Annotated in this window: 26 protein-coding genes; 12 read left to right on the plus strand and 14 right to left on the minus strand. The window is 64.6% G+C overall.

The genetic code is table 11. The features are described from left to right. Nucleotides 1-53: 53 nt before the first annotated feature. Both PSV33_RS06085 and PSV33_RS06090 read left to right on the plus strand, forming a co-directional pair. Nucleotides 54-1,244, plus strand: coding sequence for an acyl-CoA dehydrogenase (locus PSV33_RS06085; protein WP_300559857.1), 1,191 nt, complete (start codon nt 54-56; stop codon nt 1,242-1,244). Between the two features lie 4 nt (nt 1,245-1,248). After that, nucleotides 1,249-2,454 carry a CaiB/BaiF CoA-transferase family protein gene (locus tag PSV33_RS06090; RefSeq protein ID WP_300559859.1) on the plus strand — a complete coding sequence of 402 codons (1,206 nt, stop codon included), beginning with the start codon at nt 1,249-1,251 and terminating at the stop codon, nt 2,452-2,454. Between the two features lie 31 nt (nt 2,455-2,485). Here PSV33_RS06090 and PSV33_RS06095 read toward each other — a convergent pair whose 3' ends face one another. The 11 genes from PSV33_RS06095 to PSV33_RS06145 all read right to left on the minus strand — a co-directional run bounded on the left by PSV33_RS06095 (nt 2,486) and on the right by PSV33_RS06145 (nt 16,220). After that, entirely contained in the window at nt 2,486-6,253 is a 3,768-nt protein-coding gene (locus PSV33_RS06095) for a molybdopterin cofactor-binding domain-containing protein (RefSeq protein ID WP_300559861.1), read from the minus strand. Next, nucleotides 6,250-6,747, minus strand: a complete 498-nt coding sequence (locus tag PSV33_RS06100) for a (2Fe-2S)-binding protein (RefSeq protein ID WP_300559863.1) — start codon at nt 6,745-6,747, stop codon at nt 6,250-6,252. The genes PSV33_RS06095 and PSV33_RS06100 overlap by 4 nt, the downstream gene beginning before the upstream one ends. A 28-nt stretch (nt 6,748-6,775) precedes the next feature. Next, on the minus strand, nt 6,776-7,501 hold the full coding sequence (gene pncA / locus PSV33_RS06105) for a bifunctional nicotinamidase/pyrazinamidase (protein ID WP_300559865.1): 726 nt from the start codon (nt 7,499-7,501) through the stop codon (nt 6,776-6,778). Nucleotides 7,502-7,547: 46 nt separating this feature from the next. After that, on the minus strand, nt 7,548-8,285 hold the full coding sequence (locus PSV33_RS06110) for an ABC transporter ATP-binding protein (RefSeq protein ID WP_300559867.1): 738 nt from the start codon (nt 8,283-8,285) through the stop codon (nt 7,548-7,550). Continuing rightward, nucleotides 8,282-9,064: an ABC transporter ATP-binding protein gene (locus tag PSV33_RS06115; protein WP_300559869.1), complete on the minus strand. Its 783-nt coding sequence runs from the start codon at nt 9,062-9,064 to the stop codon at nt 8,282-8,284. The genes PSV33_RS06110 and PSV33_RS06115 overlap by 4 nt, the downstream gene beginning before the upstream one ends. Beyond that, entirely contained in the window at nt 9,061-10,959 is a 1,899-nt protein-coding gene (locus PSV33_RS06120) for an ABC transporter permease (protein WP_300537733.1), read from the minus strand. The genes PSV33_RS06115 and PSV33_RS06120 overlap by 4 nt, the downstream gene beginning before the upstream one ends. Before the next feature lie 152 nt (nt 10,960-11,111). Then, nucleotides 11,112-12,287, minus strand: a complete 1,176-nt coding sequence (locus PSV33_RS06125) for an ABC transporter substrate-binding protein (protein ID WP_300560043.1) — start codon at nt 12,285-12,287, stop codon at nt 11,112-11,114. Between the two features lie 78 nt (nt 12,288-12,365). Beyond that, nucleotides 12,366-12,950: an amino acid synthesis family protein gene (locus PSV33_RS06130; RefSeq protein WP_300559871.1), complete on the minus strand. Its 585-nt coding sequence runs from the start codon at nt 12,948-12,950 to the stop codon at nt 12,366-12,368. A 41-nt stretch (nt 12,951-12,991) separates the two neighbouring features. Then, nucleotides 12,992-13,633, minus strand: a complete 642-nt coding sequence (locus PSV33_RS06135; protein ID WP_300559873.1) for an amino acid synthesis family protein — start codon at nt 13,631-13,633, stop codon at nt 12,992-12,994. Between the two features lie 22 nt (nt 13,634-13,655). Further along, the gene (locus tag PSV33_RS06140) at nt 13,656-14,573 is read right to left on the minus strand and encodes a UPF0280 family protein (protein WP_300559875.1); all 918 of its coding nucleotides are present in this window, start codon (nt 14,571-14,573) and stop codon (nt 13,656-13,658) included. Between the two features lie 12 nt (nt 14,574-14,585). Then, the gene (locus PSV33_RS06145) at nt 14,586-16,220 is read right to left on the minus strand and encodes a 6-hydroxynicotinate reductase (RefSeq protein ID WP_300559877.1); all 1,635 of its coding nucleotides are present in this window, start codon (nt 16,218-16,220) and stop codon (nt 14,586-14,588) included. Between the two features lie 249 nt (nt 16,221-16,469). Here PSV33_RS06145 and fdxA point away from each other — a divergent pair, with 249 nt between their 5' ends. The 5 genes from fdxA (at nt 16,470) to PSV33_RS06170 (ending at nt 20,303) form a co-directional block, all read left to right on the plus strand. Next, nucleotides 16,470-16,799: a ferredoxin FdxA gene (fdxA, locus tag PSV33_RS06150; RefSeq protein ID WP_300559879.1), complete on the plus strand. Its 330-nt coding sequence runs from the start codon at nt 16,470-16,472 to the stop codon at nt 16,797-16,799. A 37-nt stretch (nt 16,800-16,836) separates the two neighbouring features. Beyond that, nucleotides 16,837-17,610, plus strand: coding sequence for a ferredoxin--NADP reductase (locus PSV33_RS06155; protein ID WP_300559881.1), 774 nt, complete (start codon nt 16,837-16,839; stop codon nt 17,608-17,610). A gap of 129 nt (nt 17,611-17,739) precedes the next feature. Continuing rightward, the gene (locus PSV33_RS06160) at nt 17,740-18,429 is read left to right on the plus strand and encodes a TetR/AcrR family transcriptional regulator (RefSeq protein ID WP_300559883.1); all 690 of its coding nucleotides are present in this window, start codon (nt 17,740-17,742) and stop codon (nt 18,427-18,429) included. 56 nt (nt 18,430-18,485) lie between these two features. Further along, nucleotides 18,486-19,682, plus strand: a complete 1,197-nt coding sequence (locus PSV33_RS06165; protein WP_300559885.1) for an amidohydrolase family protein — start codon at nt 18,486-18,488, stop codon at nt 19,680-19,682. A 15-nt stretch (nt 19,683-19,697) separates the two neighbouring features. After that, complete coding sequence (locus PSV33_RS06170; RefSeq protein WP_300559887.1) at nt 19,698-20,303, plus strand: 3'-5' exonuclease; 606 nt, start codon at nt 19,698-19,700, stop codon at nt 20,301-20,303. A gap of 107 nt (nt 20,304-20,410) precedes the next feature. Here the strand turns inward: PSV33_RS06170 and PSV33_RS06175 are convergent, their stop codons facing one another. Then, nucleotides 20,411-20,710 carry a hypothetical protein gene (locus tag PSV33_RS06175; protein ID WP_300559889.1) on the minus strand — a complete coding sequence of 100 codons (300 nt, stop codon included), beginning with the start codon at nt 20,708-20,710 and terminating at the stop codon, nt 20,411-20,413. 8 nt (nt 20,711-20,718) lie between these two features. Continuing rightward, nucleotides 20,719-21,051, minus strand: a complete 333-nt coding sequence (locus PSV33_RS06180) for a DUF6172 family protein (RefSeq protein WP_300559890.1) — start codon at nt 21,049-21,051, stop codon at nt 20,719-20,721. A gap of 141 nt (nt 21,052-21,192) precedes the next feature. Between PSV33_RS06180 and PSV33_RS06185 the strand changes: the two genes are divergently transcribed. Beyond that, complete coding sequence (locus PSV33_RS06185) at nt 21,193-22,443, plus strand: DEAD/DEAH box helicase (RefSeq protein WP_300559892.1); 1,251 nt, start codon at nt 21,193-21,195, stop codon at nt 22,441-22,443. Nucleotides 22,444-22,448: 5 nt separating this feature from the next. On the opposite strand, the gene PSV33_RS06190 is transcribed toward PSV33_RS06185, so the two are convergent. Beyond that, a complete protein-coding gene (locus PSV33_RS06190; RefSeq protein ID WP_300559894.1) occupies nt 22,449-22,685 on the minus strand; it encodes a DUF6139 family protein in 237 nt (78 codons plus the stop codon). A gap of 324 nt (nt 22,686-23,009) precedes the next feature. Between PSV33_RS06190 and PSV33_RS06195 the strand changes: the two genes are divergently transcribed. The 4 genes from PSV33_RS06195 to PSV33_RS06210 all read left to right on the plus strand — a co-directional run bounded on the left by PSV33_RS06195 (nt 23,010) and on the right by PSV33_RS06210 (nt 26,893). Beyond that, a complete protein-coding gene (locus tag PSV33_RS06195) occupies nt 23,010-23,774 on the plus strand; it encodes an SDR family oxidoreductase (RefSeq protein WP_300559896.1) in 765 nt (254 codons plus the stop codon). Nucleotides 23,775-24,025: 251 nt separating this feature from the next. Further along, nucleotides 24,026-24,799, plus strand: coding sequence for an ABC transporter ATP-binding protein (locus PSV33_RS06200; protein WP_300559897.1), 774 nt, complete (start codon nt 24,026-24,028; stop codon nt 24,797-24,799). A gap of 134 nt (nt 24,800-24,933) precedes the next feature. Then, nucleotides 24,934-25,638 carry an ABC transporter ATP-binding protein gene (locus PSV33_RS06205; RefSeq protein WP_300559899.1) on the plus strand — a complete coding sequence of 235 codons (705 nt, stop codon included), beginning with the start codon at nt 24,934-24,936 and terminating at the stop codon, nt 25,636-25,638. Between the two features lie 61 nt (nt 25,639-25,699). Next, nucleotides 25,700-26,893: an ABC transporter substrate-binding protein gene (locus tag PSV33_RS06210; RefSeq protein WP_300559901.1), complete on the plus strand. Its 1,194-nt coding sequence runs from the start codon at nt 25,700-25,702 to the stop codon at nt 26,891-26,893. The last annotated feature ends 9 nt before the right edge of the window (nt 26,894-26,902 follow it).

Raw genomic sequence — 26,902 nt, forward strand, 5'->3', positions numbered from 1 at the left:
GATTTATGCACACAGACAGGCCTTACCAATCCTTTTCCCTTTGGAGATTCCCCATGCGCACCAGCCCCCAAAAAGCCAGCTTCCACTGGGCCGACCCCCTGTTGCTCGACCAGCAGCTGAGCGACGACGAACGCATGGTGCGTGACACCGCCAGCGCCTATTGCCAGGAGCAACTGGCACCGCGCGTGCTGGAAGCCTTCCGCCATGAAAAAACCGATGTGGCGATTTTTCGCGAGATGGGCTCGCTCGGCCTGCTGGGCAGCACCATTCCCGAAGCCTACGGCGGCGCCGGCCTGAACTACGTCTGTTACGGCCTGGCCGCGCGTGAGGTCGAACGTGTCGACTCCGGCTACCGCTCCATGATGAGTGTGCAGTCCTCGCTGGTGATGGTGCCGATCAACGAGTTCGGCAACGAAGCCACGAAACAGAAATACCTGCCGAAACTGGCCACCGGCGAATGGATCGGCTGCTTCGGCCTGACCGAACCCAACCATGGCTCCGACCCCGGCAGCATGATCACGCGCGCCAAAAAGGTGGACGGCGGCTACAAGCTCTCGGGCGCCAAGATGTGGATCACCAACAGCCCGATCGCCGACGTGTTTGTGGTCTGGGCCAAGGACGACGAAGGCTCCATTCGCGGCTTTGTGCTGGAAAAAGGCTGGAAAGGCCTGAGCGCACCGGCCGTGCACGGCAAGGTCGGCCTGCGCGCGTCCATCACCGGCGAAATCGTCATGGACGAGGTGTTCTGCCCCGAGGAAAACGCCTTCCCCGAGGTGCGTGGCCTCAAGGGCCCGTTCACCTGCCTGAACTCGGCCCGTTACGGCATCGCCTGGGGCGCGCTGGGTGCAGCGGAAGATTGCTTTCACAAGGCGCGCCAATACACGCTGGACCGCAAGCAGTTCGGCCGCCCGCTGGCCGCCAACCAGCTGATCCAGAAAAAACTCGCCGACATGGAAACCGAAATCGCACTCGGCCTGCAGGGTTGCCTGCGCCTGGGCCGCATGAAGGACGAAGGCACGGCCGCGGTTGAAGTCACCTCCATCATGAAACGCAACTCCTGCGGCAAGGCGCTGGACATTGCCCGCATGGCGCGCGACATGCTGGGCGGCAACGGCATCAGCGACGAGTTCGGCGTGGCGCGCCACCTGGTCAACCTCGAAGTCGTCAACACCTACGAAGGCACACACGACGTGCATGCGCTGATCCTGGGCCGCGCCATCACTGGCATCGCCGCGTTTTCCTGAAGTCATGACAGACCCCGCTGTTCGCCCGCCGCCGCTCGCCGGCGTCCGGGTGCTGGATCTGTCGCGTGTGCTCGCCGGCCCCTGGGCCGGGCAACTGCTCGCCGACCTGGGTGCCGACGTGGTGAAGGTGGAAAAACCGCAGGGCGGTGACGACACGCGCGCCTGGGGCCCGCCCTACCTGAAAGATGCGGCGGGCCGCGACACCACCGAGGCCGCCTATTTTCTTTGCGCCAACCGCAACAAACGTTCGGTTGCCATCGACATGGCCACACCGGCAGGCCAGGCACAGGTTCGCGCCCTGGCGCAGCAGGCCGACGTGGTGCTGGAAAACTTCAAGGTTGGCGGCCTCAAGCGCTACGGGCTGGACTACGCGAGCCTGAGCGCGGCCAACCCGCGCCTGGTGTATTGCTCCATCACCGGCTTCGGCCAGACCGGCCCGTATGCGGCGCGCGCGGGTTACGACTTCCTGATCCAGGGCATGGGCGGGCTGATGAGTGTGACTGGCCAGCCCGATGGTGAGCCAGGCGCCGGCCCGCAGAAAGTCGGCGTGGCACTGACCGACATCATGACCGGGCTTTATGCCACGATTGCCGTGCAGGCGGCACTGGCAGAGCGTGAAACATCCGGCCTGGGACAACACATCGACCTGGCGTTGCTGGACGTGCAGATTGCCTGCCTGGCGAACCAGGCGTCCAACTACCTGGCGGGCGGGCTGGTGCCGCGCCGCATGGGCAATGCGCATCCGAACATCGTGCCCTACCAGGCCTTCCCCACGGCCGATGGCGACATCATCCTGGCCATTGGCAATGACGGGCAGTTTGTCAAATTCTGCGAGGTCGCGGATCACCCCGAATGGTCGGCAGATGAGCGTTTTTCCACCAACGCGCAGCGTGTGGCCAACCGCGCCGTGCTGGTGCCCCTGCTGCGCCAGGCCACGGTGATGCGGACTTCGGCCGACTGGATTGCAGCGCTGGAAGCCGCCGGTGTGCCCTGCGGCCCGATCAACCGCATTGATGAGGTGTTTGCCGACCCGCAGGTGCAATCGCGCGGCCTGCACATCAACATGCCGCACGCGCTGGCCGGCAGTGTGCCGCTGGTGGCCAATCCGATCCGCCTGTCCGGCTCGCCGGTGGCTTACCAGCGGCCGCCGCCGCTGTTGGGCGAACACACGGCCGAGGTGCTGGCGCAGTGGCTTGGCGTGTCAAAATAAGCTCTAGCCCAATACTGGCGTGCGCCAGCAGCTACTTATTCGATAGCAAACCAGCTGTACCCTCATGGCTTCCTGCTGTGGCGCGCAAGCGGGACACGGCGGCCGGCAGGTCTTTCCAGGCAGGCTGCCCCGGCGCAAACCGGCTGCGCATGTAGCTTGCCAGCGTGGCAATCTGGTCGTCGTCCAGGCTGTGGCGGAAAGCCGGCATGAAACCAATCTCTGTCGTTGCGGGCGCGCGAATGCCGTCCAGAATCACGCGAACCAGGTTGTCAGGCCGCTCGCTGTGCAGCTTGCTGTTCAGGGCCAGCGGTGTGTTGACACCCAGCAGCTTGGGGCCGTCGCCGTCATGGTGGCAGGAGGCGCAGGCGCCGTTGAACAGGCGCTGGCCAGGACCGGGCAGCGCCGCGCCGCTTTGCTGCGCCGCCAGCACCACCTGCCGTACACGTTCAGCACTTTCGGGCTCGGCCAGGGGGCGATTGAACGAGCTCAGGTAGCTGGCCATGGCGCGGATATCGTCATCGGGCAAGGCCCCGAGTTCTCTGACCACCGGACCCATGGGCCCCGCAGCGGCGCCGTGCTGCAGGCTGTAGCCGCTGCGCAGGTAGCGGTACAGCTCGCCCGAGGTCCAGGGTACCGGCGCGCGTGACAGGGCCGTCAGCGCGGGCGCCTCCCATCCATCGACCACGGCACCGGAGAGGAAGGCCGGGCCGTCACGTTCGGCGCCCAGCGCATTGCGCGGCGTGTGGCAGGCGCTGCAATGGCCCAGGCCATTGACCAGGTAGGCGCCGCGGTTCCATTCGACGGTTTGGGCCGGATTCGCCTGGTAGGGCGACGGGTCATGGAACATCGCATTCCACATCGCCATCAGGGGACGCACATTGAAGGGGAATGTCAGCTGCGTGGCGGGCGTCTTCGAAGACACGGCCGGCTGGACCATCAGCCAGGCATACAGCGCGGTCAGGTCGTCGTCACTGGTTTTGGCAAAGGCCGTGTAGGGAAAAGCCGGGTACAGGTGGTGGCCATCGCGCGAGATGCCTTCACGCATGGCACGCTGGAAGGCGCTGAAGGACCACAGGCCGATGCCGGTCTGGGCATCGGGCGTGAGATTGGTGGTGACTATTTTTCCGAAGGGCGTGTCCATGGCGCGGCCGCCCGCATTCGGGATGCCACCGGGCGCGGTGTGGCACACCACACAATCACCAGCCGCCGCCAGTTGCCGGCCACGTTCAATCGTCGCCGCGGTGTAAATCGATGAACCGCCGGACAACACCGGCGCAATCGCAGGACGCCAGCCCAGCAGCGCAGCGGCCAGACCAAACACCCCTGCCAGCATCGCGCCGGCACGCGACCACCGGCCCAGGCCCCGGGGCCAGGGCGCGTTGTCGGGCGGGCGGACCAACGCGGGCGGTGCGACCAGGGCCGGCGCCACAGAGGTCACCGGATCGGGCGCCGGCTGTAACGCGGCACGCACCACTTCCGCGGTGAAAGGTGGCTGGCGAAAGCGCACGCCGGTCGCGTCAAAAATGGCATTGGCAATGGCGGCGGTACCCGGCACCGACGAGGACTCTCCCGCGCCCAGCGGCGGCTCGCCCGGGCGCGCCATGGTCACCACCTCGATCACCGGTACATCCCGGAAACTCAGGATGGGGTAGCTGCCCCATTCCAGGCTGGCCACGGTGTTCGTCTTCGGGTTCAAGGTCACCTGCTCGGTCAGCGCCCGGCTGGTGGTCTGCACCACGTTGCCATGGATCTGGTGCTGCACTCCTGCGGGGTTGATCAGGGTGCCGGCGTCATGGCCCACCACCACGCGCCTGACCTGCACCTCACCGGTTTTCCGGTTGACCTCGACGTCAGCGACCCAGGCGGCCCAGGCCGCCCCATAACCCGGCCACTTGCTGTGCACATAACGCGCGTAAGCCACACCCTGGCCGTGAACGATGTCGGACGCCTCGCCTTGCTCCCCCGCCTGTTGCTGCGGCTGGGTATGGACTTTCCAGCCGGCGCGGTCGGCCGTGGCGCGCAGCAGTTCGGCGGCACGTGGCTCGCTCAGGTAACGCAGCCGGAACTCGACCGGGTCCACGCCGGCGGCCGTGGCCAGCTCGTCAATGTAGGACTCGTGCGCAAAGGAATTGGGCAGGGCCGACACACCACGCAGCCAGGAGGCGCGCAGCATGGGCGGCATGTCGTTGACCGACACGCGCAGGTTCTCGTAGTCGTAAGGCGGGCGGGCGCTGCGGTCGCCCATCTCGTAGGCGCGCGCCACCGGCTCGACGGTGCGTGTGAGCAACAGCGCCAGCGTCGGCGCCCCATTGGACGGGTAAGAGGTCTGGAAGTCGTAAGCGGCGACCGAGCCGTCGGCATTCAAGCCGCCGTTGACCTGCATCAGTTGGGCCGCGCCCTTGGGCTCCCAGGCATGCTCCTGCTCGCGCGTCAGTTGCACCCGCACCGGCGCACCGACCGCGCGCGAGAGCAGGGCCGCATCGGCCGCCACATCGTCGGCGCAGTTGCGTCCGTAGCAGCCAGCCGCCTCCATGCGGATCACGTCGATGGCCGTGTCCGGCAGGCCCATGAGGCGCGACAGGTCGGCGCGCAGCACGTGCGGGTTCTGGCTACCGGCCCAGACTGTCAGGCGGTGTTCCGCCGCCGGGCCGCTCCCAAGCCGGGACGCGGCCCCCTCGGGGGGCAGTGAGCCACACACAGTGGGCGAGTGTGGGGGCTCTTTAGCCTGCCAGTCCGCCAGCGCGCAAGACGGGCCGATGGACCCGTGCATTTGATAAGGCCAGACGTAGTTGCGTGGCAAACGCTGTGCCGCGCCCGCCATCGCGGCATCCACATCGCCTTCGTCAATCAGCTTGCGCTGCGTTGCCGGGTTGGCGCGGATGGCGCCTTCCAGATCATCGAGCTTCGTCAAACCTGGCCATGGCTTCCACTGGACGCGCAGCTCGCGCAGTGCCTGCTCGGCGTGTTCCTCGCGCTCAGCGACGATGCCGATGAAATCGCGGATGACCACGACCGCCCGGATGCCTGGAATGTGGGCGATCGACGATTCGTCCACAGCCTCCAGCGTGTTGCCAATGAAGTCGCCATGGTCGGCCCCGGCATAGGGCGGGCGCACCACGCGGCCGTGCAGCATGCCCGGCACGCGCATGTCGTGAACAAAGGTCAACGCTCCGGTGGCCTTGGCTGGTATGTCCACCCGCGCCGTGCTGGTGCCGACGATGCGGTAGTCCTGCGGGGACTTCAGCGGCGAGTCCAGCGCCAGCGAAAGCTCCACATGCTGCCCGGCCACCAGCGCGCCGTAAGCCACTGACCGGCCGTCACTGCCGATCACCGACACCTGGCCGTCACGGACCGTCAGCAGCGCCCTGTCCACCTGCAGCACACCGGCGGCCCGGTCCACCAGCCAGGCGCGCGCCTGGGCTGCCGCCGCCCGCAGCGGCACCGAGTGAATCTGTATCGATGCACTGGCAATCGTGGCGCCCTGGTTCGGCGCGCGGCTGGTATCACCCAGCACCATGTTGATACGGGCCAGCGCCACATCGAGCTCTTCCGCGACGATCTGGCCAAGCGCGGTGCGAATGCCGGTGCCCAGGTCCACGTGGCCGTTCAGGGCCGTGACGCTGCCGTCATCCCAGACAGCGAGCAGTATCTCCACGCCCTCCAGCGGATTGCCACTGACCAGCGCGGGCTGGCCCGGCGCGGGCGCCGGCGCAGGTGGGGGCTCGCGCGTGACCAGCAACACACCCCCTGCCGCATGAAAGTCGGCACGGGTGAGCGGGGTGTCCGCGCGGCGCGTCATGGCCGGGGGCCCGGGGCACCAGCCCGCCGCAAGAGTTCTGCCGCACGCCGCACCGCATTCATGATCTCCAGATGGGTACCGCAACGGCAGAGGTTGCCGGACAGTTCGCGGCGTATCTCTTCATCCGTCGGATCCGGCTTGCGCGCCAGCAGCGCCACCGTCATCATGATCATGCCGCTCAGACAGTAACCGCACTGGGCCGCCTGCTCGTCGATAAAAGCCTGCTGCACCGGATGCAGCGCCTCGAGAGACCCCAGGCCTTCCAGCGTGGTGATCTCGCGGCCGGCCACGCCGCTGGCCGGGATCACGCAGGCGCGCGCGGCCACGCCGTCCACCAGCACCGTGCAGGCTCCGCATTCACCCAGGCCACAGCCGTATTTGGGGCTGTTGAGTTCCAGGTCGTTGCGCAGCGCCCCCAGCAGAGAGGCCTGCGGCGAAACCGTCAGCGTGTGCGTCAAGCGGTTGACGCTAAAGGTCACGACCTGCGGATTCATTGAATGCAGGAGCAAGTCAGGTCGCGCTTCAGGCCAGGTCGGTGGACTGGATGCGTTTGACGCCCTTGGCCGTCATCTGTTTCCAGGCTGCGGCCAGCGATCCGTTCAGGTCAATGGCGCGCGTGGCATCCTCGATCACATAGACTTCGAGGCCCGCCTTGCGCGCATCCATCGCCGTCCAGGCGACGCAGAAATCGGTCGCCAGCCCGGTCACAAACACCTTTTTGATGCCGCGCTGTTTGAGGTAGCCGCCCAGGCCGGTTGGTGTCTTGCCGTCGGCTTCGGTGAAGGCCGAATAGCTGTCCACTTCCTGGTGGTAGCCCTTGCGCACAATGACCTGGGCCGTGGGCAGCGACAGGTCCTTGTGCAGGGCCGCGTCGTCCGTCCCCTGCACGCAGTGGTCAGGCCAGAGCACCTGGTTGCCATAGGCCAGTTTTTTGACTTCGAAGGGCTTCTTTCCCGCGTGGGTGCTGGCAAAGGACGCATGGCCCTTGGTGTGCCAGTCCTGCGTGATCACGATGTTCTCGAAAGCCGCGGCGAGTTTATTGATGACCGGAACCACCTCTTCGCCGCCCTTGACCGGCAGCGTGCCGCCGGTCACGAAACAGTTCTGCACATCAACAACAATCAGCGCGCTTTTGGCGTCAGGCTTGATGCCGGCGGCCATGGCCACGCGGCCTGCCAGGCCGGCAGCCGCCACGAGGCCGGCGCCGGACAGGGTTTTCAACAGGGTTCTGCGGGTAGCTGGATGCATGATGGGATCTCCTTGAAACGGGTTAAGACAACACGACACCGGCGCACTAAACGCTGAGATAGGCGCGCCGCACCTCTTCGTTGGCCGACAGTTCGGCCATGGAACCCTCGTAACGGATCTGGCCCTTCTCGAGCACATAGGCCCGGTCCGACACCAGCTCCGCAAAATGCATGTTCTGTTCAGACAGCAGGATGCTGACGCCCTGCGACTTGAGCTCCAGGATCATGTGCGCCATCTGCTCGACAATCACCGGCGCCACCCCTTCGGAGGGCTCATCCAGCAGCACCAGGTAGGGGTTGCCCATCAGGGTGCGCGCTACCGTCAGCATCTGCTGCTCGCCGCCGCTCATGCGGCCTCCCTGGCGGTCCGGCATCTCGCCGAGGTTCGGGAACAGCTTGAACAGCCGCTCGGGCGTCCAGACCGGCGCTTCACTGCCGTCCGGCCAGCGGCGTGGCGGCTGGCGCCCCACTTCCAGGTTCTCCATCACCGTCAGGTCGGTGAAGATGCGCCTGTCTTCCGGCACAAAACCCAGACCCATGCGCGCCGCATGGTGGGGTTCGCTTTTTGAAATGTCGGTCCCGAGGAAGGAAACACTGCCGCGCCGCTTGTCCAGCATGCCGATCAGCGTTTTGAGCGTCGTCGATTTCCCGGCGCCGTTGCGCCCCATCAGGGCCACCACCTCGCCACGCCGCACCTCGATGCCCACGTCATAGAGGATCTGGGCGGCGCCATACCAGGCGCACAGGCCCTGGGCCTGCAGCAGGACTTGATTCACGGCGCTCATGAGGCGGCATCCTTTTCCAGTGTCTTTTTCTCGAAGGTTTTTCCGCTGCCGAAATAGACCTCCTGGACTTTGGGGTGGTCGCGGATTTCCAGCGGCTTGCCTTCTGCAATCAAGCGCCCCCGGGCCAGCACAATCATGCGGTCGGCATAGGCAAACACCACGTCCATGCTGTGCTCCGTGAACAGCACCGCCATGCCGCGGTCAACGACCAGTTGTTTGGTCAGGGCCATCAGTTCGTTGCGCTCCCTGGGCGCCATGCCGGCCGTGGGTTCGTCCATCAACAGCAGCTTGGGGTTGTTGGCCATGGCCATCGCGAGCTCCACCCGCTTGACGTCGCCATAGGCCAGCACGCTGCAGGGTCGGTCTGCCTGGGTCTTCATGTTGACCTGGTCGAGCAGCACCAGCGCCTCGTCGCGCTTGTGGCCAGACGCGCGGCGCCACATGGAAAACAGCTTGCGGTCCGACGACAGCAAGGCCATCTGCACGTTCTCCACCACCGTCAGCGAGGAAAAGGTTTCTGCAATCTGGAAGGTCCGGCTTACACCGAGCCGCCATATGTCGCGCGGGGCCAGGCCAATCAGTTCCTGGCCGCCCAGTTCGATGGAACCGGCATCGGCCCGCAACTGGCCGTTGACCATGTTGAAGGTGGTGGACTTGCCGGCGCCGTTGGGCCCGATCAGCGCCAGCAGCTCGCCGGCCGCCAGCTCGAAACTGATGCCGTCGACCGCCTTGACGCCCCCAAACGATTTACCCAGACCGGATACTTTGAGCAAGCTCATGACTGCCCCTCTTTCGCGCCGCGCAGGCGCGACAGCAGCTGTTGGACAAAGCCGGCAATCCCTTGCGGAAACAGCAGCACCAGGATCAGGATGATGGCACCCAGCATGGCGCGCCAGTAGTCGGTGTTGCGCGCCACCGTGTCGTGCAGCCAGGTGAAGGTGACGGCGCCGACGATGGGCCCCACCAGCGTCTGCACACCGCCCAGCAGCACCATGACCAGCCCGTCGATGGATTTGCTCACATGCAGACTTTCCGGGGAAATGCTGCCTTTGGAGAAGGCATACAGCGCACCGGCCAGGCCTGCGAAGGTGCCGGCGATGACAAAAGCCACCCATTGCATGCGTTTGACGTCGATGCCGATCGCGTCGGAGCGAAGCACTGAATCGCGCGCAGCACGCATGGCGTAACCAAAGGGTGAATAAAGCATGCGATGCATCATCAGCACAGCTCCGGCCACCAGTGCCAGCGTCAGGTAGTAGTACATTTTTTTGTCGGCCAGCCATTCGGACGGCCAGACGCCGGTGAGGCCGTTGCTGCCGCCGGTGAAGGCGTCCCACTGGTAACAGATCGCCCAGGTGATCTGGGCAAACGCCAGTGTCAGCATGGCCAGGTACACGCCCGACAGCCGCACGCAGAACCAGCCGTAGATGAAGGCGCCCAGTGCCGCCAGCGCAGGCGCAACAACCAGGGCCACCTCCATCGGCAGGTTCAGGCTGCGCACCAGCAGGGCCGCGCCATAGGCCCCCAGGCCGAAATAGGCCGCATGGCCGAAGGAATGCATGCCGGCCGGACCCATGATGAAGTGCAGGCTGGCCGCAAACAGCACGGCCACCAGCAGGTCGATCAACAGGACCGTGACGTAGGGCGACTGTGCGGTCAGCGCAGGCATCAGGACCAACAGGGCCAGCAGGGCTGCGCCGCCGAATTTGTAGAGGCGATCAGGCGGCCGCAGCGGCTCCTCGGCCGTGCCGGCATGGCGGCTGGTCGCCTGGGGCCGGCCGAACAGGCCCCAGGGCCGGGCCACCAGCACAACGGCCATCACGAGAAACTCCACCACCAGGGTGAGTTTGGAAAACGAAATGCTGACGCCCCAGATTTCCACCAGGCCCAGCCAGATGCAGATGGCCTTCAACTCGGCAATCAGCAGCGCCGCCACATAGGCGCCCGGGATGGAACCCATGCCGCCGACCACCACCACCACAAAGGCGGCACCAATGATGTTGAGGTCCATCTCGAGGTTGGCGGGTTCGCGCGGCAGCTGCAGCGCACCGCCCAGTCCTGCCAGCAACGCGCCCAGTGCAAACACCGCGGTGAACAGCCAGGCCTGGTTGACGCCGAGCGCGCTCACCATCTCCCGGTCCTGCGTGGCGGCGCGCACCAGCGTCCCCCAGCGGGTTTTGGTCAACAGCAACCAGAGCAGGCCCAGCACCACCGGGCCAGCAACAATGAGGAACAGGTCATAGGAAGGAAACTGCCGGCCAAGGATGGACACCGAGCCTGTCAGACCGGGCGCCCGCGGGCCCAGCAACTCCTCGGGTCCCCAGAACCACAACACCCCGTCCTTGATCACCAGGCCCAGCGCAAAGGTGGCCAGCAGCTGGAACAGCTCTGGTGCACGGTAGATGCGGCGCAGCAGCAGGACTTCAACCAGCGCACCGAGCACACCAACGGCGAGTGCCGCCAGCAGCAGCGCCGGCCAGAAGCCAACCGTGCCGCCCAGTGTGGCCACCAGCGAATAGGCCACATAGATGCCGACCATGAAAAATGAGCCGTGCGCGAAGTTGACGATACGCGTCACGCCAAAGATCAGCGACAACCCGGCCGCCACGAGAAACAGCGACGACGCACCGGCCAGACCGTTGAGCAACTGGACGACAAAGCCTGAAAAGCTCATGAATTACCTTTTTTTACGGGAGGAGACAGCTTCTTGCAGGCGCCGTGGCAGGCATGGGCCGCGATGCGGGAGTCCGTCGCCGGCGACACCTCCGGCCGGCACCCGCGCGCAAGGCGCGGGACCGAACATGGTGTCGCCGTGCGCCAGCCTGCTCAGTCGGCTGGGCGCAGCTTCTTGACTTCTGCGGCCGACGGCTGGAATTTCGCGCCGTCCATGTAGCGGTAGTCCACCATCACACCCTTGCCACCCTCGTTTTTGGTGCGTCCGACGTAGGCGCCCATCGTGGACTGGTGATCTTCAGGACGGTAGACCACCGGGCCAAAAGGCGTGCTGACCTTCAGGCCGCTGAAGGCCGCGATCATTTTTTCGGTATCGGTCGACTTGGCTTTTTTCATACCTTCGGCCAGCGACTTGATGGCGCTGTAGCCCACCACGGAACCCAGGCGCGGGTAGTCCTTGTACTTGCCGTGGTAAGCCAGGAAGAAGGCCTTGTGCTCGGGCGTCTGGATGCCATACCACGGGTAACCGGTGACCAGCCAGCCGTTGGGCGTCTCGTCTTTCAGCGGATCCAGGTACTCGGGTTCGCCGGTCAGCAGGCTGACCACTTCGCGGCCCTGGAACAGGCCGCGGGTGTTGCCCTCACGCACGAACTTGGACAGGTCGGCGCCAAAAAGCACATTGAAGATGGCGTCCGGCTTGGCATCGGCCAGGGCCTGAACCACACTGCCGGAGTCCACCTTGCCCAGAGGCGGTGCCTGTTCGGCGACGAACTCCACATCGGGCTGCGCCTCTTTGAGCAGCTTCTTGAAGCTGGCGGCCGCCGACTGACCATACTCATAGTTGGGGTAGACCACGGCCCAGCGCTTTTTCTTCATCGCAGCCGCGTCGGGCACCAGCATGGCCACCTGCATGTAGGTGGAAGCGCGGAGGCGGTAGGTGTAGCGGTTACCGTTTTGCCAGACGATCTTGTCGGTCAGCGGCTCGGCAGCGAGAAAGAAAAATTTCTTCTGTTTCGCGAAGTCCGTCAGCGCCAGGCCGATGTGCGAGAGAAAGGAGCCAGTGAGCACGTCCACCTTTTCGCGCGAAACCAGCTCCTCGGCAGCACGCACCGCATCACCGGGGTTGGCGTTGTCGTCACGGACAATCAGTTCAACCTTCTTGCCATTGACGCCGCCGGCGGCGTTGATTTCCTCGACAGCCAGCTCCATGCCCTTTTTGTAGGGCTCGAGAAAGGCGGGCTGGGCCTTGTAGCTGTTGATCTCGCCGATCTTGATGACCCCCTGCGCGTGGGCGGTCCCCAGCGAGGCCATCAGACCCAGAAATGTCATGGTGCCCAGCACCCTGTATTGCATCTTCATAAAAACTCCTGCTTGTCGTGGATCGGAATGGTTGTTGAGGAGCGCTGCTTAGCGGAGCCCGTCCTCGCCCTTGATGTCGTGGACTTGCAAGCCGCCCACGCGCGGTAGTGGTCGGCCGCTGTCTGTGACGACGACAGCAACCACAATTTCATTGGCACGCGGTGCATCGGCGACCCGCGCTTCCATGGCGTCAAAATGGCTGCGCACAAAAGCCGCGTCCTTGTGCCCGAGCGGAACGTCGATCGCGGTACCCAGGCCGCCCCGCTTCTTGCTGGAGGGCACAAGGGCCGCGCCTTTTTCGACCGCCAGGCGCAGGGGCGCCCCGAGCTTGGGATGCAGGATGGCTGCAGCGTGCTCCAGTTCTCCGGCCTCGCCGACAATCGCCGCCTTGCCGTAACTTTGTGCCTGGGCGGGCGAGATGCCCAGCGCCTGCACACATTTGGCGCCCAGCAGGCCGCCAAGCTCTTCACCGATGGCGATCAGCTCGTCGAGGTTCTCGACGTACTTGCCGGCAAACGGGTTGGCGATCACCGCCATGGCCAGCGCCCGCCGTGTCGGCGGGTGGACCGCTTGCCCCATTTCCATCCGGGTCTCGTCGACCTGGACGATGATTTTTCTGATGCTGGCTGTCATGCTGATTCTTCCTTGCTCAGGGTTGTTGTGTCGATGGCGCCTCAGCGCAGGCCGTCCCACTTGCTGATGGCGTGGGCTGCCAGCCCACCCACCCGCGCATGGACACGGGGACCGGTACTCATGGCAAGAATAAAGACAATTTCGTCCGGCAGCGGGGCGCCGGGCACGCGAACTTCGATCGCGTCAAAATGGCTGCGCACATAGACGGCATTGACATGGGTCAGCGGAACGTCCAGCGCCGTGCCGGGCGCACCTACCTTTTTGGTCGAAGGCACGATGGACAGGGCGTTGCCGGGCTGACCGGTTTTCTCCTCGCCCTGACCCTGGGCATAAGCCTTGGGATCACCCTTCCAGCCCAGCAGTTCGCGCATGGCATAACCACCTGGCACATGCCAGAGCGCACCATGCTCCAGTTCACCAGCAGCACCCACAATGGCGCCCTTGCCATAACCCTCGATACTTCCGGCGGGAACGTCCATCGCGGCGCGCAGTCTCTGCGCCATATCCAGGCCGACCGGGTCCAGTGCAGCCATCATCGGCAGGATGTCGGGCTCGTAACGCCCTGCGAAGGGGTTGGTCAATACAACACCAATCGCCCCGCGCAGCAGCGGCACCGGGGCGACCGGGCCAAACTCGTGCCAGATCTGCTCCACATGCGTGAAGATACGTCGTATTTCAATCATCGCTTGGCGTCCATCCATTTCATTAAGCAAATACTGAACCAAGTTGCATTCTGCGACCGTCGGAAACCCGATTTTTCAGGGTAACCCGTTCCGCCGCATCGGTGGTCATCACCTGATTCTGGCAAACCAGCGCGGCCGACCAGATCAGACCCGCGGCGCGCAAGGCCTGCGCGCGCTTCAGGCCTGCCCGCAAGGCCTGATGCACCAGCGCCGGCTCCAGTGGCGGGACATCCACCGTGACGGGAATCGCGCCGAGGTCGCAATCATCCTTCAATTCGCAGGCCGGCCGGCGGCGGATGCGGTCATCCTGCAGATTGACCGCATTGGCAATGACGGTGGCCGCGGCGTCGGCCTCGGACGCGGTGCGTGCGAGAACCGTGACGCTGTCGGCGATGCCGAGTGAAAAGCTGCGACCGCGCCAGCCGCTGGTGGCGACACCGCGCACGGGCAGCATACTGTCCACCTCGAACTGGCCATCGGTCTGCACACCATCCAGGATTTCGCCCATGCTCAGGCGCGAAAGATCGGCATAGAGGCCGATGCGCACCGAATGCGAGGGGGTGAGATGCAGGGCAATGTCGCCGCCATTGTTGACCCAGGCACGCGTCACGCCGCTGAGGGCGTAAGAAGCGATCAGCTCCTGGGCCACGGCGCCGGCCACCGCGGCCATCGGTGTGATGAAACTGCTTTTGTAGGGCTGGCAGGCATGCCACATGCGCCGTGCGATGGGTCCCCGCAGGGGGCAGTCGCCGTTCACGGGTTGCCGCAGGACGGCGAGCTCCTGCACCAATTCATCCAGCATGCCGGTGAAACGCTCCCACGCCGCCGCATGGGCAGCCTCGACACTGGCCGGGCGGCCGCTGGCCCCAATGACGATGTCCATCGGACCGTGCTGAAAATGCCAGCGGCCGTCGGGCAGTTGCGTGCGTTGGGCATTCATACGTCGCCCGCCTCAGCCCAGCAATGGCGGCCGCGCGAGCGGCCACGGATTGGCGGCGGGCAAGGGCACCCACTTGCGGGACATGGGCGCACCTTCGTTGTGCCAGGCTCCCCGGCGCAGTGCATCGTCCAGCGTACGCACATGGTCCATGTGGCCGCCCAAGGCACGGTAGTCATCGAGCCTCATGCTGAATTCGATGGGTGCGACGATGGCTGGTGTCGGTACGGTGCCGAAGCTGTTGTCCGGCATGCGCATGACATCGACCATCACGGTGATTCCGCCGCCGGGCCAGACATAGGCCGGCGCGCCGCCGCAGGTGACATTGACCAGCGCCTCCTTGATGGCGCGCGTCAGCAGGACCGGGTTTTCGGTAACGCCGGCACGCAGGCTGCCGCCGGCGCCGCCCAGGAACAGCACGGTGGCCAGGGAGGGTTCGCAGTTCTCGCCGATGCGCTCGACGATGCGGCGCACGTCTTCGGGCATAGGCTGCTCCACCGGCTGAAGCAGGTCATCCAGCACATACCAGCTCGCGTGCTCGCCGGTGGTCGATGTCATGAGCAGGCGCAGGCCAGGCCAGGCCGCCTCGGCATCCCAGCGCTCGATGATCGCCAGCGGATCGGCGATATCCGTGCCGCCCCACCCTGTTCCGGGGTTGGCCACCTGGAAGTAACGTCCCGGCGTGGATTTGCGGCCCCGCATGCGGATGCCTGAGGGGCGCATGTCCAGGCAGCGGCCGGCCTGGTGCTCGGTCAGCACACCGGTGATGTGGTCGTCGACCACCACCACCTCGTCGAGCTTGCCAAAAAACTGTTTCGCAAAAATGCCGATGGTGGCCGACCCGCAGCCCACCCGCATGCGTTTTTCCTCCACCCCGTTGACGATGGGTGCCCGGCCGGCCTGGATCAGGATCTGGGAGCCGCCGTCGATCGTGAGTTCGGCCGGCTGCTTGTTGCCCAGCGCCATCATCATCTCGACGGTCACGCGGCCCTCTTTCTTGCTGCCTCCGGTCAGGTGGTGCACGCCACCCAGCGACAGCATCTGGGAGCCGTACTCCGCCGTGGTCACATGGCCCACCACTTCGCCCTTGCAGCGTACATTGGCCTGTTCAGCGCCGAGGAAGCGGTCGGTGTCTATCTTCACCTTGAGGCTGCAATAACTGAAGATGCCCTCGGTGACCACCGTCACGAGGTCCACGCCTGCCGCCTGCGAGGAAACGATGAACGGCGCCGGCTTGTAGTCGGGATAGGTGGTCGAGGAACCGACGCCGGTGATGAACACCTCGTCGGCCAGCAGCAGATCACCGTTCCAGGATGTTTCGTCGGGCGCAGCATCCGGCGACGCGGCCGGATCAGGCCCACCCGCGACAACGGGACGGCCGGTGAACGGCACGACCACCGGCTCGGCGCCGCCCAGGGTGCGACGCAGCAGCAGCACGGGGTCGACCCGGACCAGCGTCCCGCCCTGGTTGGCATACCGGTCGCAAGCACCGCTGCGGCCATCGGAAATCTGGCACAGGACCGGACAGGCGTTGCATTCGATCTTCTCGCTGTTCATCCGCTCGCTGCGTGGCCGGGCCTTCTCCAGCATCTGGGGAAGTTCCGGGGAATCCATGCCTGGTAAGCCGTCCGTCTTTGTATGCTCGGTCATCGTGTTTGCCTTCGTCCTGCGCGCCACTGCGGATGTAGCGCTTGCTCAACTTTGATGTTGCACTTGCTACATTTGAAATCAATGTAGCGCATACGCGGGGGCCGCGCAATAGTGTTTACACGTCCAATCCGCAATCCGGCAAAAAATGTCGGGGACACTACATTTAAATGTTGCGTTCACTACATTTGTATGGCACATTGAAGCCATCGACCGCCGGCAGCCTCCCCGGCAGACCCCCTCAAGGACCTCATGACCCACGTCGTCACCGATGCCTGCATCAAATGCAAATACACGGATTGTGTGGACGTCTGTCCGGTGGACTGCTTCAGGGAGGGCCCGGACTTTCTGGTGATTGATCCGGACGAGTGTATTGACTGCGCCGTGTGTATTCCCGAATGTCCGGTCACCGCCATTTATGCGGATGTGGACATGCCCGCGCAGTTCGAACCCTTTTCCGAGCTCAACCTGCGCCTCGCCCGACAATGGCCCACCATTTCCAGGCGCATCGCGCCCCTGGCAACGGCGGAGCAATGGAAAGACAAAACCGGTAAGCTGGCGAGCATTCATCTCGACGGCTGAATCATCCAACCCGAACCCTCAGCCTACCTTCACCACCATGAGCGCCTTTAACGAAGAACGTGTCCTGTCCGTGCATCACTGGACGGACCGCCTGTTTACTTTCACCACCACCCGTGACCCCTCGCTGCGCTTCAGCAACGGCCATTTCACGATGATAGGCCTGCGGGTCAACGACAAGCCGCTGCTGCGGGCCTACAGCATCGTGAGTCCCAACCATGAGGAACACCTGGAGTTTCTGAGCATCAAGGTGCCCGACGGTCCCCTGACGTCGCGTCTCCAGCACATCAAGGTGGGCGACACCATCATTGTCGGACGCAAGCCGACCGGCACCCTGGTGATCGACTACCTGCTTCCAGGCAAGCGGCTTTACCTGCTGTCCACCGGAACCGGTTTGGCGCCCTTCATGAGCATCATCCGCGACCCGGCAACTTACGAACAGTTCGAGCAGATCGTTCTGGTGCATGGCGTGCGCCAGACCGACGAGCTGGCCTACCACGACCTGGTCGTGGACCATCTGCCGCAACACGAGTTCCTTGGCGAGATGGTGTCCAGACAGCTGCTGTATTACCCGACCGTGACGCGCGAGAGTTACCGCAACATGGGCCGCGTCACCGACCTGATGGAAACCGGCAAGATGTTTGAAGACCTGAAGCTGCCTGCGCTGGACCCCGCTCAAGACCGCGTCATGATCTGCGGCAGCCCGGGCATGCTCAAGGACCTGAAACACATGCTTGAGAAACGCGGCTTTGTGGAGGGCAACACCTCCAGACCCGGCGACTTCGTGATCGAGCGTGCGTTTGCCGAACAATGAAATGGCCCCCACGCTCGTCACTGCGTGTACTTCGCTGCCCCCCGGGAGGGCGCTGCGCCTGCGGATTGGCCAAGCCAGATCCGCGGCCCCGGTTGGTAGGGAAAGAGCCCCCACACTTCACGAGAGCCCATGACTGCCAAGACCACCAAACCCCGACCGGCAGCAGTCAAACGCGCACCTGCCAAACGAACGGGTGTGCGGGAGCAGGCCGCGCAAACCACGCGCGACAACATCCTGCGGGCTGCCACCAAGGTTTTTGCGCGGTATGGCTACGAAGGCGGCAGCGTGGAAAAGATCTCGCAGTCGGCCAAGTCCTTCGACCGCATGATTTACTACTACTTCGGCAGCAAGGAAGGCCTGTTCATCGAAGTGCTGGAAGACATGTACCGCCGGATGAACGATGCCGAGCTGGAGCTCGATCTTGACCTGGAACAGCCGGTAGACTCGCTCAGGGAAGTCATCCGTTTTGTCGTGACCTATTACAGCAAGAACCCCGAGTTCATCACGCTGCTCAACACCGAAAACCTGCACCGCGGCAAACACATCTCCAAGTCCATGCGCGCCCGGGAGTATTCGTCGCCCGCCATCGCGATCATCCAGAAGCTGCTGGAAAGTGGCGTGAAGAAAAAGGTGTTTCGCGCTGATATTTCCGCACGCAATGTCTACCTGTTGATTGCCGCAACCGGCTATTTCTACATCTCCAACCGCCACACACTGTCGGCCTTCCTGGGGGAAGACCTGCAGACACCCGAAGCCCTGGCCGACTGGCAGGCTTTCATCACCAGCACCGTGCTGCGCACAGTGAGGCTCAACCCCTGACACCTGCGCGCCGCCAGCGGACACTCCCACCCACGACCTTTGAGAGGGCAAACAACATGGCAGAAGCTGTATCGACCGGAAAATCCGGAAAAGTGGTGATCAGGAACATCGGACTGCTGCTGTCCGGGGACATCGACCAGCCGATTCTGGACGCCGACACGATTGTCGTGAACGACGGGCTGATCGTCGCCGTCGGCAAGGCCAAGGACTGCAACACCGAGGGCGCGCAGACCATCATCGATGCGCACCAGACCTGTGTCTGCCCGGGCCTGATCGACAGCCATGTCCATCCGGTCTTCGGGGACTGGACGCCACGGCAAAACCAGATTGGCTGGATTGATTCGACCATGCACGGCGGCGTCACCACCATGATCTCGGCCGGCGAAGTGCACCTGCCCGGCCGGCCCAAGGACATCGTCGGGCTCAAGGCCCTGGCCATCACCGCGCAGCGGGCTTTCGACAACTTCCGACCCGGTGGCGTCAAGGTGCTGGCTGGCGCCCCCATCATCGAAAAAGGCATGGTCGAGGACGATTTCAAACAGCTGGCAGAAGCCGGGGTGACCCTGCTCGGCGAGGTCGGACTGGGCTCGGTCAAGGCCGGCTACGAAGCCAGGGAGATGGTGGCCTGGGCCCGCAAGTACGGCATCCAGAGCACCATCCACACCGGTGGCCCGTCGATTCCCGGCTCCGGCCTGATCGACAAGGACGTGGTGCTGGAAGCCGACGCCGACGTGATCGGCCACATCAACGGCGGCCACACCGCCCTGTCCGAGCAGCATGTCTGCGAGCTCTGTGAAAAGTCCTCGCGCGCCATCGAGATCGTGCACAACGGCAACGAGAAAGTCGCCATCGCGGCGGCGCAGGCCGCGCTACAGCTCAAATGCCCGCACCGCGTGATCCTCGGCACGGACGGGCCCGCCGGCTCCGGCGTGCAGCCGCTGGGCATGTTGCGGCTCATCGCCCTGCTGTCCAGCCTGGGCAACATTCCGGCCGAACTGGCCTTCTGTTTTGCCACCGGCAATACGGCGCGCATTCGCCAGCTCAACTGCGGCCTGATCGAGGTCGGCCGCGATGCCGACTTCGTGTTCATGGACAAGGCCCAGCATTCATCCGGCCTGAACCTGCTCGACAGCGTCCAGCGCGGCGACATCCCCGGTGTGGGCATGGTGATGATCGACGGCATTGTGCGCAGCGGCCGCAGCCGCAACACGCCGCCGGCCACGGACATCCCCAGCGTCGTCACCCCGGCCTGAACACCGGCGCCCAGCATGCCGCATCTGCCGTCTCCGACCAGGGAGGAGCTTGCCCGGCTCGAGCCCCTGGCGCAGCTTGGCTTGCCCGATATTTTTGTGGTCTCGACGCGCCAGCAGGCCGAGGAGGCCTTCCAGGCACTGGCGGGCAGCACCGTGCTGGGTTTTGACACCGAATCGAAACCCACCTTCTTCCGCGACCAGGTATCCGAGGGCCCGCACGTCGTGCAGTTTTCCACCCTGCACAAGGCCTGGGTGTTCCAGTTGCATGACGCGGGATGCCGCGACACCGTGTCGGCCCTGCTCGAACTGGAAACAGCCGCCAAGGTGGGTTTCGGGCTGGCCGGCGACCATCAGCAGATCCGGCGTACGCTGGGTGTCTCGCCGCGCAACGTGCTGGACCTCAACGTCGTGTTCAGGAGCCGCGGCTACGCGAAAGAGCTCGGCGTCCGCGGAGCGGTGGCCGTGGTGTTCAACCGGCGTTTCATCAAGTCGAGAAAAGCCACCACCTCGAACTGGGCGAACCGCCAACTCACCGAAAGCCAGATCGTTTATTCAGCCAACGACGCCTGGGCGGCAATCCAGGTCTTTCACGCGCTGGGACTGCCGCCGCCGCAGGCTTGATTCCTTTTCTACATCATTCGTGAACGCGAAGGCGAAGCGACGACAGCACAGACGTACGGCTAGCGAAGCCGACAACGTGCACGGATGATTTAGAAATGGAATGAGGCTCAAGCGGCCACGAAACGCTGCCTGAAGGCGGCGCAGAACTGCGGGCTGCCGCCCATCGACAGGGTCAGCGTGTACCAGCGCTCGCCCGCCTCCTCTTCCTGCTCCTGCAGATTGAAGTCCCACTCCCCGCCATCGTCCAGCGGCGCCTGCAGGCCGGGAAAGGCCGAATGCGCCCACTCCAGCACCTGCACGATTTCCGCGCGAACGGCCGCCACCTGGTCGGGCCGGACCGACGCCATGGCGTCAAAAGTCCCCACACCCTGCGCGTCTTCGCTGTAGTCGAACTCGAGAAAATGCAAGGGAAGCTTCAGGACGAAGCGTCCTGCCCATCCCTGCTTTCTTCGGGTACGCCAACGGGCCTGGCCGTGCGGCGCCCCTCTTTGGCGAGCAGTTCGAGGTAAAACGCAGCGCCGCCTTCCGCGGCAAGCGCGTCGATCAAGCCCATGATGGTCGCAAAATGCACCACGGCGGCCGTTTCCGGGCTGCTGCCGAAACGGCAGTCGAAATCCCAGTAGTCCACGCCCTCGGGCAGCGGCACGCGGCGCTGCCTTTTGACGTATTTGCGGATGTCGTGCTTGACGGCGTCGAGCACGCGATCCCGGTTTTTGCCTTCGATGTTGAGCTGGAATGTCTTTTTCACGCTTGCCTTTCGGGGGGTCTGGTATCAGCCCGGACGGACGTGATTCGCAAGCCTTCGATTATGCGGCCCCGACGGCGGCCCCTTGTGGCGCAACAGCTTAAACTGGGCCTTTGCCGCCGCCCCCTCACAAAGCCCTACTTCATGCCTTTTTCTTCCCTGGGCCTGTCCCCCGCCCTGATACATGCCGTCAGCAACAAGGGTTATCTGGCGCCCACACCGGTTCAGGCCGCCGCCATCCCCGCCATCCTGCAGGGCCGGGACGTGCTGGGTTCGGCGCAAACCGGTTCTGGCAAGACGGCGGCCTTTGTGCTGCCGCTGCTGCAGCAACTGCTGACCGGCCCGCACGAGAAGCCGCGCAGGGTACGTGCGCTGGTCCTGGTTCCCACACGCGAACTTGCGGCGCAGGTTGGCGAGACCGTCCGCAGCCTGGCGCAGCAGCTGCCGCAGGCCCTGAAGGTGGCGACTGTGTTTGGCGGCGTGTCCATCAACCCGCAGATGATGAACCTGCGCGGCGGGGCCGACATCGTGGTCGCCACCCCCGGCCGGCTGCTGGACCTGGTGGACCACAACGCACTGGTGCTAACCAGCGTCACGGCGCTGGTGCTGGACGAAGCCGACCGCCTTTTCGAGCTCGGTTTCGCCGACGAACTCCGGCGCGTCCTCGCCCTGCTCGCGCCGCAGCGCCAGAACCTGTTTTTCTCGGCCACCCTGCCGCCCGCCGTGCAGGCCCTGGCGCAGACGCTGCTGCGCGAGCCGGTCCGCATCGACGTGCTGGCCGGGCCCGAGCAGGCACCCGACATCGTGCAGCGGGCCATTGCCGTGGACGCCGGCCGGCGCACCCAGCTGCTGCGCCACCTGATCCAGACCAAGGGCTGGCGCCGCGTGCTGGTCTTCGTGGCCACCAAACATGCGGCCGAAATCGTGGCCGACAAGCTGCGCAAGGTGCGGATCAACGCCGAACCCTTTCACGGCGAGCTGAGCCAGGGCAAACGCACGCAGGTGCTGGCCGACTTCAAGGCCTCGCGGCTCAAGGTGGTGATCGCCACCGATGTCGCGGCCCGCGGCCTGGACATTGAGCAGCTGCCGGTGGTGGTGAACTACGACCTGCCGCGTTCGGCGGTGGAATACATTCACCGTATTGGCCGCACCGGCCGCGCCGGGGAAAGCGGCGGCGCCCTGAGTTTTGTCAGCGCCGACACACTGGCGCACTGGCGCCTGATCGAAAAACGCCAGCAGCTGAGCCTGCCGCTCGAGCAGATCGAAGGCTTTGAACCGCTGCAGGTGCAGGTATCGACTGACGAGGCCGGCAGCCCGCCTGCGACGGGCGGCATCAAGGGCAAACGCCCCAGCAAGAAAGACAAACTCCGGGCCGCCGCAGCGCGAGGAGACTAGGTTTTTCAGTGACCGGCGCCGTTGACGCTGGTGATCGCATATCCTTTTTCGGCAATTTGCTGCTCGGGGCGCGGAATCGCGTACTGGCTGATCCTCTCGGCGCTGGCACCCATTTCCACCGCCCTGGCTTCGGTCTCCCAATCACTGTTCGTGGCCTCCTCGGGAATCAGCCGCCCTTCGGGCACGGCGAGGTAGGAAAACTGGCGATTGGCTTCGGCCCGGCGGTAAATGTCGACACGCATGAGGTCTCCTTGGCAGATGGCTGAGTCCTCCACCTTACCCCCGCCCGGCTCCCGCCTGGCGGAAAGCCCCTGCTGGGTACCCGGACTCCCCTGCGTGGCTGGTCTGGCACGGACGGACGATCCCGCCGCGGGATCTCACACACTCCTTTTTTGATAGCTGTCTGCGCTTGTACATCAAGGGCTGGAGTCGTTTTTTGCCATAAGAATCAGGCGTCTGCCGCCCCGGGCCGTGCAGCGCAGACACGCAGGCGACGCCTTCGCCGCCCCAGGGGCGATAAGCTGCCTGGCAAGCCTTCACCTCACCACCCCAGCCAGGAGCCTGCCATGAACGATCTTTTTTCCCTCCAGGGCCGCACGGCGCTGATCACCGGCGGGTCGCGCGGCATCGGCCGCATGATTGCCGCCGGCTTCCTGGCGCAGGGCGCGCGGGTCTACATCTCGGCGCGCAAGGCCGCGGCCTGCGACCAGACCGCCAGGGAACTGGCCAGCCTGGGACACTGCGTGTCGCTGCCCGCCGATGTTTCGACGGTCGAGGGGGCCAGGGGCCTGGCCGCGGCTTACGGTGCGCTCGAACCGCAGCTCGACATCCTGGTCAACAACGCCGGCGCCGCCTGGGGCGCCCCGTTTGACGAGTTTCCCGAAAGCGGCTGGGACAAGGTGATGGACCTGAACCTCAAGACGCCCTTCTTCCTGACGCAGGCACTGATCACGGCCCTGCGCAAGTCCGGTGAGCAGCGCCCGGCCAAGGTCATCAACATTGCCTCCATCGACGGCATTTCCGTCAACCCCATGGAAACCTACTCCTATGCGGCGAGCAAGGCCGGCCTGATCCAGCTGACCCGGCGCATGGCCTTGCGCCTGATCCAGGACAACATCGTGGTCAGCGCGATCGCCCCCGGCGCCTTCGCCTCGGACATGAACAAGGACGCCCGTGACCATGGCGAGGCGGTCGCCGCGCGCATCCCGGCCGGCCGTGTCGGGCAGGACGCCGACATGGCCGGCGCCGCCATCTACCTGGCCTCGCGCGCTGGCGACTACGTGGTCGGCTCCACGCTGGTGGTCGATGGCGGCGTGACCCACGCACGCTAAAAGGCCGACACCCGTTCTGCAGAAAACCGGCCAGCGCGGGCGGCCGCCTATTCTGACAAAACCCTGACGCAGCCGCCGGCCCGCCCCATGCTTGAGGCGGCTTGCCCTGCGTGTTTTTCCTCCGGTAGCCCGGCACGTAAAACTACCTAAGTCCTAACCCGCTCACGCGCCACAACGCGACTCGTTAGCATGCAGTTCTCTGTGACGGGCCCGTGCGCCCGCCATTTCAATGTCTGTAGCCGGAGAGCAATTTGTCAGCGGAGTTCATTCTTGAAACGCGTGGGTTGACCAAGGAATTCAAGGGATTCGTGGCCGTCAACCAGGTGGACCTGAAAGTCCAGCGCGGCCATATCCACGCGTTGATCGGGCCCAACGGCGCGGGCAAAACCACTTTCTTCAACCTGCTGACCAAATTTCTGCACCCGACCACCGGCACCATCCTGTTCAACGGCAACGACATCACGACCGAAAAGCCGGCGCAGACGGCAAGGCGCGGCATTGTCCGTTCCTTCCAGATTTCGGCGGTGTTTCCGCACATGACCGTGCTGGAAAATGTGCGCGCGGCGCTGCAGCGCAACCTGGGCACCTCGTTTCATTTCTGGAAAGCCGAGAGCACGCTGTTTCCCCTGCATGAACGCGCCCGCCAGCTGCTGGCCGAGGTGGACCTGCAGGACTTCGCCGACGAGCTGACCGTCAACCTGCCCTACGGCCGAAAACGGGCACTGGAACTGGCCACCACCCTGGCGCTCGAACCCGAGCTGATGCTGCTCGACGAACCGACACAGGGCATGGGCCACGAAGACGTGGACCGCGTGACCCAGCTGATCAAGAAGGTTTCTGCCGGGCGCACCATCCTGATGGTGGAACACAACATGAACGTGGTGTCGTCGATTGCCGACCGCATCACGGTGCTGCAGCGCGGCGCCATCATTGCCGACGGGCCGTACGCCGAAGTGTCCAAAAACCCGCTGGTGATCGAGGCCTACATGGGCACGACCAACACCGAACTGCAGGGAGCGCACTAGATGTTGACCCCCACGCTTTTCACTGCGTGTAATACGCTGACCCCCGAGGGGGCGCTGCGCCTGCAGGCCGGCGGAGCCGGTTCCGCGGCCCCTGCTGGCAAAGAGGGCTCCCTCACCATTCTCGGGAGCTTCGCATGACCAAAGAACTCCTGAAAATCGAGAACCTGCACGCCTGGTATGGCGAGTCACACATCCTGCATGGCGTCAACCTGACGGTGCACGAAGGCGAGGTGGTGACGCTGCTGGGCCGCAACGGCGCCGGTCGCACCACGACCATGCGCGCCATTGTCGGCCTGACCGGCTCGCGCAAGGGCTCGATCCGCATCAACGGTGAAGAAACCATCAAACTGGCGCCGCACAAGGTGGCACACATGGGGGTGGGTTACTGCCCTGAAGAACGCGGCATCTTCGCCAGCCTGACGGCCGAGGAAAACCTGATGCTGCCGCCCACACTGGCACCGGGCGGGATGAGTATTGACGAAATCTACGCCATGTTTCCCAACCTGAAAGAGCGCGCATCCAGCCCCGGCACGCGCCTGTCGGGCGGCGAGCAGCAGATGCTGGCCGTGGCACGTATCCTGCGCACCGGCGCGCGCCTGCTGCTGCTCGATGAAATCTCCGAAGGCCTGGCGCCCGTCATCGTGCAAAAGCTCGCCGAGATGATTCTCACGCTCAAGGCCAAGGGTTACACCATCGTGCTGGTCGAGCAGAACTTCCGCTTCGCCGCGCCGCTGGCCGACCGCTTCTACGTCATGGAGCACGGCACCATCGTCAAGCAGTTTGCGCAGAACGAGCTGACCCAGAACATGGGCATGCTGCAGGAATACCTCGGCGTCTGACCGCAGCCAGGCCAGACCCTTTCCCCTTTTTTCGTTTTCGACCACAACCCAAGGAGACTCCATGAAACTCAAAACCCTCGTCGCTGCACTGGCCATCGGCTTCGCCGCCGCTGCCTCCGCGCAGAACACCGGCCCCGTCAAGATCGGATTCATCACCGACATGTCCAGCCTCTACGCCGACATCGACGGCCCGGCCGGCGGTGAAATGGTCAAGTGGGCCGTGCAGGACTTCGGCGGCAAGGTGCTCAATCGCCCCATCGAAGTGCTGACCGCCGACCACCAGAACAAGGCCGACGTGGCGAGCTCCAAGGCCCGCGAATGGATGGACAAGGACAACCTGTCCATGCTGATCGGCGGCACCAACTCGGGCACCGCGCTGGCCATGGCCACGGTCGCCCAGGAAAAGAAGCGCCCGTTCATCGCCATCGGCCCCGGCTCGGCACGCCTGACCAATGAAGCCTGCTCGCCTTACACCGTGCATTACGCCTACGACACCGTGGCCCTGGCCAAGGTCGCCGGCGGCGCCCTGGTGAAGTCCGGCGCCAAGAACTGGTTCTTCCTGACGGCTGACTATGCGTTCGGCTATTCGCTCGAAGGGGATGCCTCGACCGTGGTCAAGGCCAACGGCGGCACCGTGGCCGGCGCCGTGCGCCACCCGCTCAATGCCTCCGACTTCTCGTCCTTCCTGTTGCAGGCGCAATCGTCCAAGGCCCAGGTGCTGGCGCTGGCCAATGCCGGCGGCGACTTCACCAACGCCATGAAAGCGGCCAAGGAATTCGGCATCAACAAGACCATGAAAGTGGCCGGCCTGCTGGTGTTCATCAACGACGTGCACAGCCTGGGCCTGGCCAATACCGAAGGCCTGCAGCTGGCCGACAGCTGGTACTGGAACCAGGACGATGCGTCGCGCAAGTTTGCCAAGCGTTTCTTTGACAAGTACAAGCGCATGCCTTCGAGCCTGCAGGCCGCCGATTACTCGGCCGCCACCAACTACCTGAAGGCCGTGCAGACAGCCGGCACGACCGACGGCGACAAGGTCATGGCCACGCTCAAGGGCATGAAGATCGACGATTTCTACCACAAGGGCCAGATCCGCGCCGATGGCCGCATGATCCACGACATGTACCTGTTCCAGGTCAAGTCGGCCAAGGAATCGACCACGCCATGGGACTATTACAAAACCGTGGCCAAGATCCCCGGCGACCAGGCCTTCACCACGGTCGCCGAATCCAAGTGCGCCCTGCTCAAGAAGTAAGCTGACCCC

Source organism: Polaromonas sp., assembly GCF_029945895.1.
Lineage (GTDB): Bacteria > Pseudomonadota > Gammaproteobacteria > Burkholderiales > Burkholderiaceae_C > Polaromonas.

Bases quoted from the DNA above. Each gene is read 5' to 3' on its own strand.
- PSV33_RS06085 (WP_300559857.1), top strand. From the start codon at position 54: ATGCGCACCAGCCCCCAAAAAGCCAGCTTCCACTGGGCCGACCCCCTG.
- PSV33_RS06090 (WP_300559859.1), top strand. From the start codon at position 1,249: ATGACAGACCCCGCTGTTCGCCCGCCGCCGCTCGCCGGCGTCCGGGTG.
- PSV33_RS06095 (WP_300559861.1), bottom strand. From the start codon at position 6,253: ATGACGCGCCGCGCGGACACCCCGCTCACCCGTGCCGACTTTCATGCG.
- PSV33_RS06100 (WP_300559863.1), bottom strand. From the start codon at position 6,747: ATGAATCCGCAGGTCGTGACCTTTAGCGTCAACCGCTTGACGCACACG.
- pncA (WP_300559865.1), bottom strand. From the start codon at position 7,501: ATGCATCCAGCTACCCGCAGAACCCTGTTGAAAACCCTGTCCGGCGCC.
- PSV33_RS06110 (WP_300559867.1), bottom strand. From the start codon at position 8,285: ATGAGCGCCGTGAATCAAGTCCTGCTGCAGGCCCAGGGCCTGTGCGCC.
- PSV33_RS06115 (WP_300559869.1), bottom strand. From the start codon at position 9,064: ATGAGCTTGCTCAAAGTATCCGGTCTGGGTAAATCGTTTGGGGGCGTC.
- PSV33_RS06120 (WP_300537733.1), bottom strand. From the start codon at position 10,959: ATGAGCTTTTCAGGCTTTGTCGTCCAGTTGCTCAACGGTCTGGCCGGT.
- PSV33_RS06125 (WP_300560043.1), bottom strand. From the start codon at position 12,287: ATGACATTTCTGGGTCTGATGGCCTCGCTGGGGACCGCCCACGCGCAG.
- PSV33_RS06130 (WP_300559871.1), bottom strand. From the start codon at position 12,950: ATGACAGCCAGCATCAGAAAAATCATCGTCCAGGTCGACGAGACCCGG.
- PSV33_RS06135 (WP_300559873.1), bottom strand. From the start codon at position 13,633: ATGATTGAAATACGACGTATCTTCACGCATGTGGAGCAGATCTGGCAC.
- PSV33_RS06140 (WP_300559875.1), bottom strand. From the start codon at position 14,573: ATGAATGCCCAACGCACGCAACTGCCCGACGGCCGCTGGCATTTTCAG.
- PSV33_RS06145 (WP_300559877.1), bottom strand. From the start codon at position 16,220: ATGACCGAGCATACAAAGACGGACGGCTTACCAGGCATGGATTCCCCG.
- fdxA (WP_300559879.1), top strand. From the start codon at position 16,470: ATGACCCACGTCGTCACCGATGCCTGCATCAAATGCAAATACACGGAT.
- PSV33_RS06155 (WP_300559881.1), top strand. From the start codon at position 16,837: ATGAGCGCCTTTAACGAAGAACGTGTCCTGTCCGTGCATCACTGGACG.
- PSV33_RS06160 (WP_300559883.1), top strand. From the start codon at position 17,740: ATGACTGCCAAGACCACCAAACCCCGACCGGCAGCAGTCAAACGCGCA.
- PSV33_RS06165 (WP_300559885.1), top strand. From the start codon at position 18,486: ATGGCAGAAGCTGTATCGACCGGAAAATCCGGAAAAGTGGTGATCAGG.
- PSV33_RS06170 (WP_300559887.1), top strand. From the start codon at position 19,698: ATGCCGCATCTGCCGTCTCCGACCAGGGAGGAGCTTGCCCGGCTCGAG.
- PSV33_RS06185 (WP_300559892.1), top strand. From the start codon at position 21,193: ATGCCTTTTTCTTCCCTGGGCCTGTCCCCCGCCCTGATACATGCCGTC.
- PSV33_RS06190 (WP_300559894.1), bottom strand. From the start codon at position 22,685: ATGCGTGTCGACATTTACCGCCGGGCCGAAGCCAATCGCCAGTTTTCC.
- PSV33_RS06195 (WP_300559896.1), top strand. From the start codon at position 23,010: ATGAACGATCTTTTTTCCCTCCAGGGCCGCACGGCGCTGATCACCGGC.
- PSV33_RS06205 (WP_300559899.1), top strand. From the start codon at position 24,934: ATGACCAAAGAACTCCTGAAAATCGAGAACCTGCACGCCTGGTATGGC.
- PSV33_RS06210 (WP_300559901.1), top strand. From the start codon at position 25,700: ATGAAACTCAAAACCCTCGTCGCTGCACTGGCCATCGGCTTCGCCGCC.